The organism is Phenylobacterium sp., assembly GCF_036501465.1.
Classification (GTDB): Bacteria; Pseudomonadota; Alphaproteobacteria; order Caulobacterales; family Caulobacteraceae; genus Phenylobacterium.
Window position 1 is genome coordinate 30,214 of sequence record NZ_DASYAF010000031.1, and the last position, 12,279, is coordinate 42,492.

Here is a 12,279-nt window from a genome sequence, read left to right on the forward strand (position 1 = left end):
TGCGTGGCGATCAATCAATTCCGTGGTTCAAGAGCCCGGGTCCCTGTTTTCGCGGGGATGAGCGGATTTGGGGACGCGCATGCGCAGACTTATGATGGCCGTCGCACTCAGCTGCGCCGTGGCTATGGCCGCGGCCGCCGCCCCGCCGGCCGGGGCCGCGACGGCCGAGCCGGGCCTGGTCGGCGCGTGGCGGCTCGTGCGGTTCGAGGACACCGCGGCTGACGGAAAGGTCAGCTATCCGTTCGGGGAACACCCCCTGGGGTATTTCGTCTACGACCCGACGGGACACTTGAGCGTCCAGGTCATGCGCAACCCGCCGATCGCGCCGTTCGCCCAGGCGCCGCCCAGCGAAGCCGAGGTCCGTGGGGCCTATGGCGCCTACCTGGCCTATTTCGGGACCTGGCGGGTCGACAAGGCGGCCCACGTCCTGCACCACGTCATCGAGGGCGCCCTGAACCCCAGATATCTGGTCAATCCAGACCAGACCCGCCCCTACCGGCTGGCCGGCGACACCCTGGTGATCGAGATCAACGATCCGAAGACCGGGCGGCGGCAGTACCGGGAGCTTCAGCGGGTGAGGTGAAGCGCGGCGCAGCCTCAGCCGCGCTGGTTTTCGGCGATCTCGCGCAGCAGGTCGCGCACCCGGCCGCGCAAGGCGGGGCTGAGGCCGGCGAAGTCGCGCAGCAGGTCGATGGCGCCGGGGACGCCCAGGTCGGTGAGCACAGTGGCCTCGGCCGGGTTGAGGCCGGCGGCCTCGTCGATGTCGCCCACCAGCTCGGCGACCCTCAGGCCGAGCGCATGGGCGATCTGCACCAGGCGCGAAAAGGAGACGCGGTTCACGCCGTTCTCGTACTTCTGCACCTGCTGGAAGCTGACGCCGCATTGCTCCGCCAGGGCCTCCTGGGAGACGCCGGCCTGCCGCCGGCGCAGGCGGATCGAGGCGCCGATGGCGACGTCGAGGGTGTCGGGGGCGTTGCGGGTGATCGCCTGGGAGGCGGTCTGGGTGGTCTGGGTGGTCTGGGTCATGGGAGCCTGGGTCATTGGGGGGCTGAACCGCCGTGCTGAAATGGGATCGCTCAGCCAGGACGTGCGCAACGGCCGTGCCAACCCGTCATGGTGGTGGGGGCATTCCCGGGCGCGGATTGTCGCAGGCTTGACGGTCGCGCGGGTTAGGCCGCGCCGCGGTGGCGTGGAGCCTCCTGGGCAGCCAGGTCGCCGATCGCCTCGCCGATGTCGCGGGCCAGCCGCTCCGGCTCCTCGAGCGCGGCGAAGTGGCCGCCGCTCGGCATTTCCGTCCAGCGCTGGACGTCGAAGAACCGCTCCGCCCAGGCGCGCGGCGGGGTCACCAGGTCCTTGGGGAAGATCGCGAAGGCGGCGGGCACGGTCTTGCGACCGCCGGCCAGGCCCTTCAGCCCCTCGCCCATCCAGCGCATGGGGCCGGCGTTGGCGACGTCGTAGTAGGGCGCAAACGAGCTGTCGATCGTTTGGGTGGCCCAGTAGAGGGTGATGTTGGTGAGCAGTTCGTCACGACTGATCGTTGCCTCCGGGTCGCCGTCGCGGTCGGTCCAGGCCTGGAATTTCTCGACGATCCAGGCCGCCAGGCCCGCCGGGGAATCGTTCAGGCCCGGCGCCAGGGTCATGGGCTTGGTCGACTGGATCATCGCATAGGCGGCCTCCTTCTGGGCGAAGGCGTCCATGCGCTTGAAGTAGTCGCGCTCCGCGTCGCTGGGATCGTGCGGCTTCTGGAAGGTGTGGAAGAAAGGGACGTCGGTGAGGTGCAGCGCCAGCACCGAGCCCGCGTGGCTGCGCGCCATCTGCTCGGCGACCATGGACCCGAAATCGCCGCCGTGGACGGCGTAGCGGTCGTAGCCCAGCACGTCGGTCATCAGCTTGTGCATCAGGTCGCCGAACTGGAAGGCCGCGCCGTCCTTGTGGACGCGCTCGGAGAAGCCGTAGCCGGGCAGGCTGGGGACCACGACGTCGAAGCTCGGCGCGCCGGCCAGGCCGCTCGCGGCGGGGTCGGTCAGGAGCGGGATCAGCTTGCTGAAGCGCCAGAACGAATCCGGCCAGCCGTGCAGCAGGACGATCGGAACCGGTGACGGACCCGCGCCGCGTTCGTGGATGAAATGCAGGCGCAGGCCATCGACCTCGGCGGTGAACTGGCGAAAGCCGTTCAGCCTGGCTTCCGCGGCGCGCCAGTCGAAGGTCTCGCGCCAGTAGTCGCAGAGCGCGCGCAGATAGTCGGGGTTGGTCCCGTGGCCCCAGCCGTCGCCGCCGAGCCCGGCCGGCAGCCTGGCCCGCGCCAGGCGGTCATGAAGGTCCGCCAGCGTCTCGTCGGGCACGGCGATGCGGAAGGGGTGTGCGGCCACGGCGAGCCTCCGGGCTGGATGGGGTGACGCTGCGTCAACGGCGGGTGGGCGGCGTCTGTTCCGCCCCGCGTGTTCCGCCCGGCGCCTCGGCGCGCGGTCAGGCCGGACGGTAGATCAGGGCCACGCATCCGCCCGGGAAGGTCTTCACGTCCATCCGCTTGAGGCGGCGCGCCTGGGCCAGGTCGGAGAAAATCGGCAGGCCGCGGCCGAGGATCACCGGATGCACCGCCAGGTGATATTCGTCGACCAGGTCCGAGGCGACGAGGCTGCGGGCGAAATCGGCGCCGCCATGGGCGATCATCGGCTTGCCCGCCTCGGCCTTTAGACGGACGATCTCCTCCTCGAGGCCGCCGTCGGCCACATAGGGATGGGTCCAGCTTTCCGCGCCCGGTTGCAGGGTCGTCGGCGCATCGTTGCCGCCGACGCGCGCCGCCCGCTCCAGGCCCGCGGGAGTGTCCAGGCCCTCCAGCACCGCGTGGCCGCGGTGGGTGAAGACGGCCTTGGGGATCCGGTTCATCGGCGGGGCGAAGGCGTCGGTGGAGGTGGGCCAGAAGGCGACCATCTCGTGGAACGTGCGCGAGCCCATCAGGTGCAGGCTGGCGTTCCAGACCGTCTCCAGAGTCCAGGCCTTCGACTGCTCGTCGGAATCCTGGAACAGGCCGCCTGGGCTGCCGTCAGGGGCGGCCACGAAGCCGTCGAGGGACATGGACATCTTCAGGATCAGCTTGCGCATCGCGGTCTCCGGGTCGGTTCGGACGGAGGACGGCCGAGAAGGTTCGGTTCCGACACCCATCGGCGCGCGCTGTTCTGCGGAACCGCGGGCGCGGGCGGCCGTTCGGCGAACCGGAGGGCCGTCCAAGGCCCCGAAACGAAACGGAGGCCGCCCATGGACGACATGTCCTTCTTCATCGCCGTGGTGATCGCCGTGGTGGCGGTCGTGGCCATCGCCATCGCCCTGATCGCCATGCGCAGCAGCCGGCGCGGCCGGCTGCACCGGATGTTCGGACCCGAATACGCCCGCGCGGTCGAGGCGGCGGGCGGCGACAAGGCCGTCGCGGAGGCCGAGCTCTCGCGACGCCTGTCTCGGGTGCGGGCCTACCACCTGCACGGGCTGAGCAACGGGCAGAAGCGCCGCTACGCCGAGAGCTGGGCCAAGGTGCAGGCCGAGTTCGTGGACGACCCACACGCCGCCGTGCGCGACGCCGACAAGCTGCTGGGCGACATCCTGCAGGCGCGCGGCTATCCGCTGACCGGCTTCGACCAGCAGGCCGAGGACCTGTCGGTGGCCCACCCGAAGGTAGTCGAGGACTATCGCGCCGCCCACGCCATCGCGTTGCGCGAAGACGAAGGCGACGCCGCCACCGAAGATCTGCGCCAGGCCATGGTGCACTGCCGGGTGCTTTACGAGGATCTGGTGGGCGCGCGCGCCCGGCGCGCTCAGGCGCGCGGCGGGACCCACCACCAAAGGGTCGCGGCGTAGGCGAACACCGCCACATAGACGCAGGCGAACACCCAGACCGGGAGCGGCCAGTATATCAGGCCGTCCACCCAGCGCTCGATCAACGGCTCCCGCGAGCCGCCGGTGAGCGCGCTCTGCCAGACGGTCAGGAAGCAGGCGCGGCCGAACAGCGCCTGGACGGCGGTGACCGCCAGCGAGGCCAGGTGCAGCGCGCGCCACCAGCGGATCCGCACCCAGCGCCAGCCCAGCCACGCGCCGATCGGCGTCAGGACCAGGCCCGCGACATTGAAGGCGATCACCGTCAGGTGCGCCGCCAGGATCGCCTGGCCCAGGTTGGCCGCCATCGCCGCCTCCGGATCCGCCGCGAGGTCCAGGGCTAGCACGAAAATCAGCCCCCGACCCGCCGGCCTCGGGACGGAAAACGCGGCGCAAGCTCGGCCCTAGGAACGATTCCCATCGATGGACATTTGGAGCGTCTGGGTACTGGGAGGTTCTCGTATGCGTGCATCAATGGCCGCGTTGCTCGCTGCGGCGGGCGTCGGAGCGTTCGTTATCGGCCTGGCCGCGGCGCCGGGCGCCCAGGCGGCGCAGGTGTTCAACTTCACCGGGACCTGCATCGACTGCGCCGGCGACGGCCTGGGGTCGCTCACCCTGGCGCAGACGCCGAACGGCGCCCTGACCAAGTCCGACTTCTTGAGCTTCAGCTACAAGTCGAGCCTGCTGTCGTTCAACCTCAACAGCGCCGACATCGCCGCGGTCGTGGGCTCGCTCAACCCCGATGACCTCGGCCACACCTACATCGACATCATTCAGCTCGGCGGCACGGGCTGGGAGTTCACCCGCAACAGCGACGGCAGCTGGTCGGTCTCCTCCGACATCACCCACGGCGCGGGGAACAAGGGCGGCGGCGGTGGCGGCGGCTTCTTCTTCAGCTCCGGCGGCGGCGGTGGCGGCTCTGCCAGCGTCGGGAACCTCGGCGGCGACAGCGCCACCTTCAACGGCGGCGGCGGCCAGCGGTCGATCGACGACTTCGGTCCGATCTCCCGCGTCAGCCAGGCGGTGATCTCCGCCGTGCCGGAGCCGGCGGCCTGGGCGCTGATGATCCTGGGCTTCGGCGGCGTCGGCGCAGTGCTTCGCCGCCGCCGGCGCGGCTTCGCGGGCGTCGGGACGGCCTAACGCCGACCCGATCATTTCCTCCAGTTTCGGCCGGGCCCCGCGCCCGGCCGTTTTCGTTCGCCGACGGCCGCCGGGACGGGCCTGCGGACGCCGCCGACGAGGCGTTTTCAGGCCAGACGCTGAAGCCTGATCGATTCCCCTCACAGGGGAATCGACATCCCCTGGCCGGCGAATTCCCCGGATTTCACCTGAAAGTTGCGTAGGGCGGCCACGCCGAAAATCCTGGTCTTAGGACTTTAGTCTTAGGACTTAAGTCGGATTTACTTTTTGTTATCAATCTTGTACCTTGCAAGCTCTGGCGTGGATCGCCGGGCGTAGTGGGGACTGGACCATGAGCACGTCATCGATCGCGGGCCAAGCCCGCAACCAGGGCTTGAAGTCCGCGAAGCTCGCCGGGCTGGCCGGCGGCCTGGGGCTGTTGGCCCTGACGCTCGCGGCGCCTGGCGCCGCCGAGGCGTCGCAGGTGTTCAACTTCTCCGGCGCATGCATCGACTGCACCGGCAGCGGCACCGGCGTGCTGACGCTGACGGACGGCGCCAGCGGGACGCTGACCAAGAACGACTTCGTGAGCTTCAGCTACAAGTCGAACCTGGTGTCGTTCAACCTCGACAGCGCCGACATCGTGGCGATCGTGGGTTCGCTGAACCCCAACGACCTGGGCCACACCTACATCGACATCGTCCAGCTGGGCGGCACGGGCTGGGAGTTCACCCGCAACAGCGACGGCACCTGGTCGGTCTCTTCGGAGATCACCCTGGGCCAAGGCACGGGCGGCGGTGGCGGCGGCGGCGGCTTCTTCAGCGGCGGCGGCAGTAGCGGTGGCGACACCCAACGCGTCAACGACGACATCGGAACCGACCTGGAGTTCTCCGGCGCCGAAACGGATCTGCTCGTCCCTCCGGGCGTGCCGGAACCGGCCACCTGGGCGCTGATAATCCTCGGCTTCGGCGGCGTCGGCGCGACCCTGCGCAGCCGCCGGCGCGCGCCTGCAGCCATTGAAATCGCCTAGTCAGGCCCCCACCTGATCCTTGTCCGGTTGAGCCGCGCCGATACCGGGCGGCCCGGCCGGAGAGTCGCTTCCTCAGGACTCGTCAAGGATGAACAGGCCGGTACTTTTCGACAGCCCATTCCTGTTGGGCTTTGAGCATACGCGCAGTCTCATCGAGCGCGCCGCCAAGGCGGCCGCCGAGAGCTATCCGCCCTACAACGTCGAGGATCGCGGGGACGGCGATATCCGCATCACCCTGGCCGTGGCGGGCTTTTCGCCCGAGCAGTTGGAGGTGACGGTGGAAGACCGCCAGCTCACCATCGCGGGCCGCAGGGACGATCAGGCCGGTCGCGCCGAGGACGCCTATCTTCACCGCGGCATCGCGGCGCGCGGCTTCATCCGCAGCTTCGTCCTGGCCGACGGCATGGTGGTGGACGGCGCGAGCCTGGAACACGGCCTGCTGCACATCGACCTGGCGAGGCCCGAGCCGGAGCGGCGGATCGTGAAGATCCCCATTCGGACGGAATCCAGATGAGGTTCGTTAAGTATCAAAAATGAGACGGCCGGATGTCCGGAGTCTTGCAAGGGAACGGTTGGCTGAACCGGCGACCGTTCGGAACGTTGAGTATTGTGGAGGTGGTCATGATGACGCCTATTCTTTCGACCGAAGCTTTCGCCGCCCTGGGCGCGCCCGATCTCGTCTATGTGCGCCCGGTCACCGGTGCGGAAATCCTGGCCAGCGTGCCGTCCGCCGCCGTCGAGGGCTTCCACCTGTCGCCTGACCAAACCCTCTATGCCGTACACCGCGCCGACGGCGAACGCCTTGCGGTGCTGACCGACCGCGACTCCGCCGTCGCCGCCGCCCTGGCGCACGAACTGGCGCCGGTGTCGGTGCATTAAACAGAAACCCTCTCCCTACCCTCTCCCTCTCGGCTTCGCCGGGGAAGAGAACCTCGCCCGATCCTCCTCCCCCGCGCAGCGAGAGGGAGAGGACTGAGGAAGGGGTCAGGCCGCGGACGGCCTGTGGGCTTGCGCCGGTTCCTGCGAGAGCAGGGCGTGGATGGCGTCGGCGGTGCGGGCCTGGCGCAGTTGCTGGCGCAGTTCCGACTGGCGCAGCAGGCGCGAGACCCGGGCCAGCGCGCGCAGGTGCTCGACGCCAGTCGCCTCCTTCGGCGCGAACAGGGCGAAGATCAGGTCCACCGGCTGATCGTCCACGGAATCGAAGTCCACCGCGTGCTCCAGACGCACGAAGACGCCGCGCAGGCGCTTCAGCCCCTCAAGGCGCGCGTGCGGCGCGGCCACGCCGTGGCCGACGCCGGTGGAGCCCGCCTGCTCGCGCGCGGTGAGCGCGTCCAGCACCTCGCCTGCATCGAGGCCGAAATTGCGCGCGGCGATCTCGGCGATCACCGCCAGGGCCTTGCGCTTGGTGGCCGCGCTCACGCGCAGAGAGATCGCGGAGCGATCCAGAAGTTCGCCGATCTGCATGATGTCTCTAGAAAACCCGCAGCTACTCTAGCCCCGCCGCCTTGCCATTTGGTTCAAGGCCTGCGGGTCCGCCCCATCCATCCGAAGTTCGAACGCCCCCCTTAGACGCCTGAAACTCCATCCATTCCTGCCCCATTCGCCCCGCCATTCATCCGGGTCCGCCTGGGGTCGATCCAGCCGATGTTGCCGTCGGGCCGGCGATATACCACCGACAAACCGCCGTGCGCAGCATTTCGGAACACGATTGTTTGAGATTCGCTCAGGTCGAGCTCCAGCACCGCCATGGAGACAGTCATGGTCTCGACCAGCGTCTCGGTTTCGGCGATGACCATCGGCTCCGGAAACGCCCCGTCGCCCTCGGCGTCGAGGTCTGCGTCGTCGCCGGGCTCCGCCGGCGCCTGGATCACATAGTAGGCGGCGGTCTCCTCGGCCTGGCGGGCCAGGGCTTGCGGATGGTGGTCCTTGAGCCGGTTCTTGTAGCGGCGCACCCGCTTGCGCAACCGCTCGATGGCCGCATCGAAGGCCAGGTGGGCGTCGCCACCCAAGCCCTGGCTGGTGAGCTGCTGGCCCGACGCCAGGGTGACAGCGCAATCCACGCGGAAGGCATGGCCCTCGCGACTGACGACCACGTCGGCGCCGCCGCCGTCGCGATCGAAATACTTCCCGATGCTGGTGGAGAGTTCGGCGGAAACCCGCGAGCGCAGGGCCTCGCCGACATCGACATGTTTGCCGGTGACTTGGACTTGCATGAGAGGATCAACGCGCCCGTGGGCGGAAGGTGTCAAAGCACGGCCGTGTGAAGCTGGAGCAGCCGCCGATCGGTCCTCTTTCCCGGCGTCCGCGGCCGATGACGTCAGGCGATTTCCTTGAGCCGCCGCCGGCGTTCGACCGACGAAGGGATGCGCATGGCCTCGCGGTACTTGGCGACGGTGCGCCGGGCGATGTCGACGCCGGCTTCCTTCAGGATGTCGACGATGGTGTCGTCGGAGTGGACGTCGCGCTCGTTGGCCTCGGTGTCGATCAGCTGCTTGATCTTGTGGCGCACGGCCTCGGCCGAGTGGGCCTCGCCGCCCTCGGTCGCCTGGATGGCCGAGGTGAAGAAGAACTTCATCTCGAACACGCCGCGCGGGGTAGCCAAGTACTTGTTGGAGGTGACCCGGCTGACCGTGGATTCGTGCATGCCGATGGCGTCGGCGACGGTCTTCAGGTTCAGCGGGCGCAAGTGCTCGACGCCATAGGCCAGGAAGGCGTCCTGCTGGCGCACGATCTCGGAGGAGACCTTGAGGATGGTCTTGGCCCGTTGATCCAGGCTCTTCACCAGCCAGCTCGCCTGGGCCAGGCAATCGGTGACGAAGGTCTTTTCCTGGTCGGTGCGGGCGGCGCCTGAGACCCGCGCATGATAGCGCTGGTCGACCAGGAGGCGCGGCAGGGTCTCGGAATTCAGCTCCACGTGCCACAGGCCGCCCAGGCCCTCGCGGACGTAGACGTCGGGCACCACGGTCTGGGCCGGTTCGCCGCCGAACGCCGCGCCGGGCCGTGGCGTGAGCGCGCGAAGCTCGGCGATCATGTCGCGCAGGTCCTCGTCGTCGACGCCGCAGGCGCGGCGCAGGGCGGTCATGTCGCGCTTGGCCAACAGGTCGAGGTTGGCGACCAAGGCTTCCATGGCCGGGTCGAAGCGGTTGCGGTCCTTGAGCTGGATCGTCAGGCACTCGGCGACGGTGCGGGCGCAGACGCCGACCGGCTCGAAGCCCTGCATCACACCCAGCACCCGCTCCAGCAACTCGACGCCGCAGCCCAGCCGCTCGGCGATTTCGCCGAGGTCGGCGCGCAGGTAGCCGCCCTCGTCGACGGAATCGATCAGGACGCTGCCGGCGGCGAGTTCCGTCGGCGAGAGGCCGGAGGCGGAGAGCTGGTCGGCCAGGTGCTCGGCCAGGGATTTCTCGTGGGAGAGCGCGCCCTCCAGACCGTCGAGATCTTCGAAGGAGCCGCCGCGGCCGGCCTTGGACCAGTCCACCGAGCCGCCGGCGTCGGCGGCGCCCGGCGCGTGGTCGGCGTCGCCGGTGACCCGCTCGCCGGGGGAAGCCTCGTCACGGGCGGCGTCCAGCTCGCCGCGGGCGCCGGCGTCGTCGATGCGGTCGGCGGCGAAATCGGCGGAGGGATCGGCGGCGGCCTCGGCCTCCGGCTCGCGCTCGCTCTCGTCGCGTTGGAGCAGCGGGTTCTTTTCCAGCTCGGTCTCGACGAAGGCTTCCAGCTCGAGATTCGACAACTGCAGCAGCTTGATCGCCTGCTGCAGCTGCGGCGTGATTACCAGCCCCTGGCCCTGCCGGATCTCGAGACGCGCGCTGAGCGCCAACGGAAAGCCCCTCGTACAAGCCCGGCCAAGCCCCTTGGCCCGGTTCTTGCTTTCGACCCTACCCCTGCGAAGGACACCGATTGGTTAATGCTTGAGCGCTTGGCGGATCACGCCAGCTCGGCGTCTGCCGTCTTTCCCTCTCCCTACCCTCTCCCTCTCGCTTCGTGGGGGAGAGGAGGCTAGGCTGTCACCAGCCTGGCAGGAGCCTCCCCATGCGCCGCGCGGACCGGCTGTTCCAGATCATCCAGGTGCTGCGCCGCACGCGCCGGCCGGTGACGGCCGACGCCATCGCCGAGGAGCTGGAGACTTCCAAGCGCACCATCTATCGCGACATCGCCGACCTGATGGCCCAGCGGGTGCCGATCCGCGGCGAGGCGGGCGTGGGCTATGTGCTGGACGGCGGCTTCGACCTGCCGCCACTCATGCTGACGCCGGACGAGATCGAGGCGGCGGTGCTAGGCGCCCAGTGGGTGGCCGGCCGCGGCGACCCGGCGCTGGCGCGCGCGGCGCTGGACCTGATCGCCAAGATCGGCGCGACGGTGCCCGAACACCTGCGGCCGCTGGCCCTGGAGCCCTCCACCCGCGCCGCGCCGCGCTGGAACGTGGCGCCGGACGCCATCGACATGGAGAAGGTGCGCCAGGCGATCCGCGGCGGCCACAAGATCGCGCTCACCTACCGCGACGAGCAGGAACGGGTGAGCGAGCGGACCATCTGGCCGTTCGCCGTCGGCTATCACGAGACGGTGCGGTTGATCATCGGCTGGTGCGAACTGCGCATCGACTTCCGCAGCTTCCGCACCGACCGGGTGGCGGAGGCGAAGTTCCTGGAAGACCGCTATCCCGAGCGCCCCGCCATGCTGCGCGCCCGCTACCGCCGGATGCTGAACGACCGCATGGCCGAGATGGGTTATGTGCGGCCGGGGGCGGCGCCGTAGGCTAGGTTGGAAGCGAAACCGCAGGAGAGAGATGGTATGACCGAGCCGCTGAGGCGAGGCTGGTATTCACGGGAGATCGACGCTGACAAGCTACAGCTAGCCGGCATCTATCTTTGGACGATCGGCGATGACGCTCTCTATGTCGGCCAAGCTCGGCGACTACGCTCCCGGATTCGCCAATACCCCAACAATGTGCGTCGACTTCTCGCCGGATTGCCCTACCGGAAGGCAAAGCCAAGCGAATACCGCAAGATTCACGTCGCCCTCGCGGAGGCTTACAACAAGAGCTCCCAGGTGACCGTGTCGGTCCTGGAGGTTTGTGAGCCAGAACTGCTCAACGAACGCGAGCGCTACTGGATCGATCGGCATCGAACCGAGGCAAAAAGGCGCGGCTGCTGTCTCCTAAACTCAAGTCTAGACGCGACCCGGGAGTGACCGCCTAGTCAGCCGTCGCATTACGGTTGCGTAAGTTGGCGGGGTCGTGCGAGCCGCTTAGCTTCCGCCCACGTAACAATGCCGGAGCCGCCTGTGACCGACCTTTCCCGCCGTGACGCGCTGGCGTTGTCCGCCGCGCTTGCCGCCCTCGCCGCCCTGCCGACCGCCGCCGAGGCGCAAGCCCCCGCCGCGCCGCCGAGCGTCTGGGACCTGACCGACCTCTATCCCAGCGACGCGGCCTGGACCGCCGAGCGGGACGCGGTGGAGAAGGCGGCGGCCGGGCTTGCCGCCTACAAGGGCAAGCTGGGCGGGAGCGCGGCCAGTCTGAAGGCGGCGATGACCGCGATCTCCGACCTCAACAAGCGGACCAACCGGCTGGCCGTCTACGCCGGGCTGAAGGCCGACGACAACCTGCAGGTGCCGGCGAACCAGGAGCGCAGGCAGCTGTCCATCGCCCTGTTCGGCAAGCTGGCCGAGGCCACCGCCTGGGTGAACCCGGAGATCCTCACGGTCGGCCGGGCCAAGATCGAGGGGTTCATCAAGTCCGACCCCGGCCTGGCGCGGTTCCGGTTCGGCCTGCTCGACGTGCTGCGCCTGGCCCCGCACACCCTGGACCCGGCGGGCGAGGCCCTGCTTGCGCTGTCGGCCCAGGTGCAGTCGGGGCCGCAGGACATCCGCAGCCAGCTGTTCCTGTCCGACATCCCCTGGCCGGAGATCCAGCTGAAGGATGGCAAGATCCGTATCGACAGCCAGGGCTACGCCGCCAAGCGCGGCGGGCCGGACCGGGCCGAGCGCAAGCTGGTGATGGACACCTTCTTCAAGGCGATGAGCGTCTATGAATCCTCCCTGGGCTCAGCGCTGTCCGCCCAGGTTCAGGTGGACATCTTCGGCGCCAAGGCCCGCAAGTACGAAAGCTCGGTCGCCTCGGCGCTGGCCCCCAACGACATCCCCGTGGCGGTCTACCGGACCCTGGTGGCCGAGGCCAACGCCGGCCTGCCGGTGGTGAAGCGTTATTTCGACCTGCGCCGCCAGATGCTGGGCCTGCCGGACATGGCCTACTACGACATCTATCCGCCGGC

16 protein-coding genes are annotated in these 12,279 nt (G+C 69.0%); 9 read left to right on the forward strand and 7 right to left on the reverse strand.

Annotation, left to right across the window (positions count from 1 at the left end; translation table 11 throughout):
* The first annotated feature begins 79 nt into the window (after positions 1-79).
* Positions 80-583 carry a lipocalin-like domain-containing protein gene (locus VGL85_RS03340; RefSeq protein ID WP_331585956.1) on the forward strand — a complete coding sequence of 168 codons (504 nt, stop codon included), beginning with the start codon at positions 80-82 and terminating at the stop codon, positions 581-583.
* 14 nt (positions 584-597) lie between these two features.
* Here the strand turns inward: VGL85_RS03340 and VGL85_RS03345 are convergent, their stop codons facing one another.
* The 3 genes from VGL85_RS03345 to VGL85_RS03355 form a co-directional block, all read right to left on the reverse strand.
* Positions 598-1,041, reverse strand: a complete 444-nt coding sequence (locus tag VGL85_RS03345) for a helix-turn-helix domain-containing protein (protein WP_331585958.1) — start codon at positions 1,039-1,041, stop codon at positions 598-600.
* Between the two features lie 128 nt (positions 1,042-1,169).
* Positions 1,170-2,369 carry an epoxide hydrolase gene (locus VGL85_RS03350; protein ID WP_331585960.1) on the reverse strand — a complete coding sequence of 400 codons (1,200 nt, stop codon included), beginning with the start codon at positions 2,367-2,369 and terminating at the stop codon, positions 1,170-1,172.
* A gap of 97 nt (positions 2,370-2,466) precedes the next feature.
* Complete coding sequence (locus VGL85_RS03355; RefSeq protein ID WP_331585962.1) at positions 2,467-3,102, reverse strand: dihydrofolate reductase family protein; 636 nt, start codon at positions 3,100-3,102, stop codon at positions 2,467-2,469.
* A 153-nt stretch (positions 3,103-3,255) separates the two neighbouring features.
* On the opposite strand from VGL85_RS03355, the gene VGL85_RS03360 reads away from it, so the two are divergent.
* A complete protein-coding gene (locus VGL85_RS03360) occupies positions 3,256-3,849 on the forward strand; it encodes a hypothetical protein (RefSeq protein WP_331585964.1) in 594 nt (197 codons plus the stop codon).
* On the opposite strand, the gene VGL85_RS03365 is transcribed toward VGL85_RS03360, so the two are convergent.
* Complete coding sequence (locus VGL85_RS03365) at positions 3,807-4,211, reverse strand: DUF2784 family protein (protein ID WP_331585966.1); 405 nt, start codon at positions 4,209-4,211, stop codon at positions 3,807-3,809. The genes VGL85_RS03360 and VGL85_RS03365 overlap by 43 nt on opposite strands.
* Positions 4,212-4,326: 115 nt before the next feature.
* Between VGL85_RS03365 and VGL85_RS03370 the strand changes: the two genes are divergently transcribed.
* The 4 genes from VGL85_RS03370 to VGL85_RS03385 all read left to right on the forward strand — a co-directional run bounded on the left by VGL85_RS03370 (position 4,327) and on the right by VGL85_RS03385 (position 6,892).
* A complete protein-coding gene (locus VGL85_RS03370) occupies positions 4,327-5,004 on the forward strand; it encodes a PEPxxWA-CTERM sorting domain-containing protein (RefSeq protein ID WP_331585968.1) in 678 nt (225 codons plus the stop codon).
* A gap of 331 nt (positions 5,005-5,335) precedes the next feature.
* The gene (locus tag VGL85_RS03375) at positions 5,336-6,013 is read left to right on the forward strand and encodes a PEPxxWA-CTERM sorting domain-containing protein (RefSeq protein ID WP_331585970.1); all 678 of its coding nucleotides are present in this window, start codon (positions 5,336-5,338) and stop codon (positions 6,011-6,013) included.
* Positions 6,014-6,101: 88 nt separating this feature from the next.
* Positions 6,102-6,527, forward strand: a complete 426-nt coding sequence (locus VGL85_RS03380) for an Hsp20 family protein (protein WP_331585972.1) — start codon at positions 6,102-6,104, stop codon at positions 6,525-6,527.
* 107 nt (positions 6,528-6,634) lie between these two features.
* Positions 6,635-6,892 carry a DUF1150 family protein gene (locus VGL85_RS03385; protein ID WP_331585974.1) on the forward strand — a complete coding sequence of 86 codons (258 nt, stop codon included), beginning with the start codon at positions 6,635-6,637 and terminating at the stop codon, positions 6,890-6,892.
* Between the two features lie 105 nt (positions 6,893-6,997).
* Here VGL85_RS03385 and VGL85_RS03390 read toward each other — a convergent pair whose 3' ends face one another.
* From VGL85_RS03390 to rpoN, 3 genes are all read right to left on the reverse strand, one after another.
* Positions 6,998-7,477: a PTS sugar transporter subunit IIA gene (locus tag VGL85_RS03390; protein ID WP_331585976.1), complete on the reverse strand. Its 480-nt coding sequence runs from the start codon at positions 7,475-7,477 to the stop codon at positions 6,998-7,000.
* A 101-nt stretch (positions 7,478-7,578) separates the two neighbouring features.
* Complete coding sequence (gene hpf, locus VGL85_RS03395) at positions 7,579-8,226, reverse strand: ribosome hibernation-promoting factor, HPF/YfiA family (RefSeq protein WP_331585978.1); 648 nt, start codon at positions 8,224-8,226, stop codon at positions 7,579-7,581.
* A 104-nt stretch (positions 8,227-8,330) separates the two neighbouring features.
* Positions 8,331-9,830, reverse strand: coding sequence for an RNA polymerase factor sigma-54 (gene rpoN / locus VGL85_RS03400; RefSeq protein WP_331585981.1), 1,500 nt, complete (start codon positions 9,828-9,830; stop codon positions 8,331-8,333).
* 212 nt (positions 9,831-10,042) lie between these two features.
* Between rpoN and VGL85_RS03405 the strand changes: the two genes are divergently transcribed.
* The 3 genes from VGL85_RS03405 to VGL85_RS03415 all read left to right on the forward strand — a co-directional run.
* Positions 10,043-10,765: a YafY family protein gene (locus VGL85_RS03405; RefSeq protein ID WP_331585983.1), complete on the forward strand. Its 723-nt coding sequence runs from the start codon at positions 10,043-10,045 to the stop codon at positions 10,763-10,765.
* Positions 10,766-10,801: 36 nt separating this feature from the next.
* The gene (locus VGL85_RS03410) at positions 10,802-11,200 is read left to right on the forward strand and encodes a GIY-YIG nuclease family protein (protein WP_331585985.1); all 399 of its coding nucleotides are present in this window, start codon (positions 10,802-10,804) and stop codon (positions 11,198-11,200) included.
* 93 nt (positions 11,201-11,293) lie between these two features.
* Positions 11,294-12,279 (forward strand): hypothetical protein (locus VGL85_RS03415; RefSeq protein WP_331585987.1); only part of this gene is annotated, 986 nt, incomplete at its 3' end.

Bases quoted from the DNA above. Each gene is read 5' to 3' on its own strand.
- VGL85_RS03390 (WP_331585976.1), bottom strand. From the start codon at position 7,477: ATGCAGATCGGCGAACTTCTGGATCGCTCCGCGATCTCTCTGCGCGTG.
- hpf (WP_331585978.1), bottom strand. From the start codon at position 8,226: ATGCAAGTCCAAGTCACCGGCAAACATGTCGATGTCGGCGAGGCCCTG.
- VGL85_RS03340 (WP_331585956.1), top strand. From the start codon at position 80: ATGCGCAGACTTATGATGGCCGTCGCACTCAGCTGCGCCGTGGCTATG.
- VGL85_RS03355 (WP_331585962.1), bottom strand. From the start codon at position 3,102: ATGCGCAAGCTGATCCTGAAGATGTCCATGTCCCTCGACGGCTTCGTG.
- VGL85_RS03370 (WP_331585968.1), top strand. From the start codon at position 4,327: ATGCGTGCATCAATGGCCGCGTTGCTCGCTGCGGCGGGCGTCGGAGCG.
- VGL85_RS03405 (WP_331585983.1), top strand. From the start codon at position 10,043: ATGCGCCGCGCGGACCGGCTGTTCCAGATCATCCAGGTGCTGCGCCGC.
- VGL85_RS03385 (WP_331585974.1), top strand. From the start codon at position 6,635: ATGATGACGCCTATTCTTTCGACCGAAGCTTTCGCCGCCCTGGGCGCG.
- VGL85_RS03360 (WP_331585964.1), top strand. From the start codon at position 3,256: ATGGACGACATGTCCTTCTTCATCGCCGTGGTGATCGCCGTGGTGGCG.
- VGL85_RS03345 (WP_331585958.1), bottom strand. From the start codon at position 1,041: ATGACCCAGGCTCCCATGACCCAGACCACCCAGACCACCCAGACCGCC.
- VGL85_RS03375 (WP_331585970.1), top strand. From the start codon at position 5,336: ATGAGCACGTCATCGATCGCGGGCCAAGCCCGCAACCAGGGCTTGAAG.
- VGL85_RS03410 (WP_331585985.1), top strand. From the start codon at position 10,802: ATGACCGAGCCGCTGAGGCGAGGCTGGTATTCACGGGAGATCGACGCT.
- VGL85_RS03380 (WP_331585972.1), top strand. From the start codon at position 6,102: ATGAACAGGCCGGTACTTTTCGACAGCCCATTCCTGTTGGGCTTTGAG.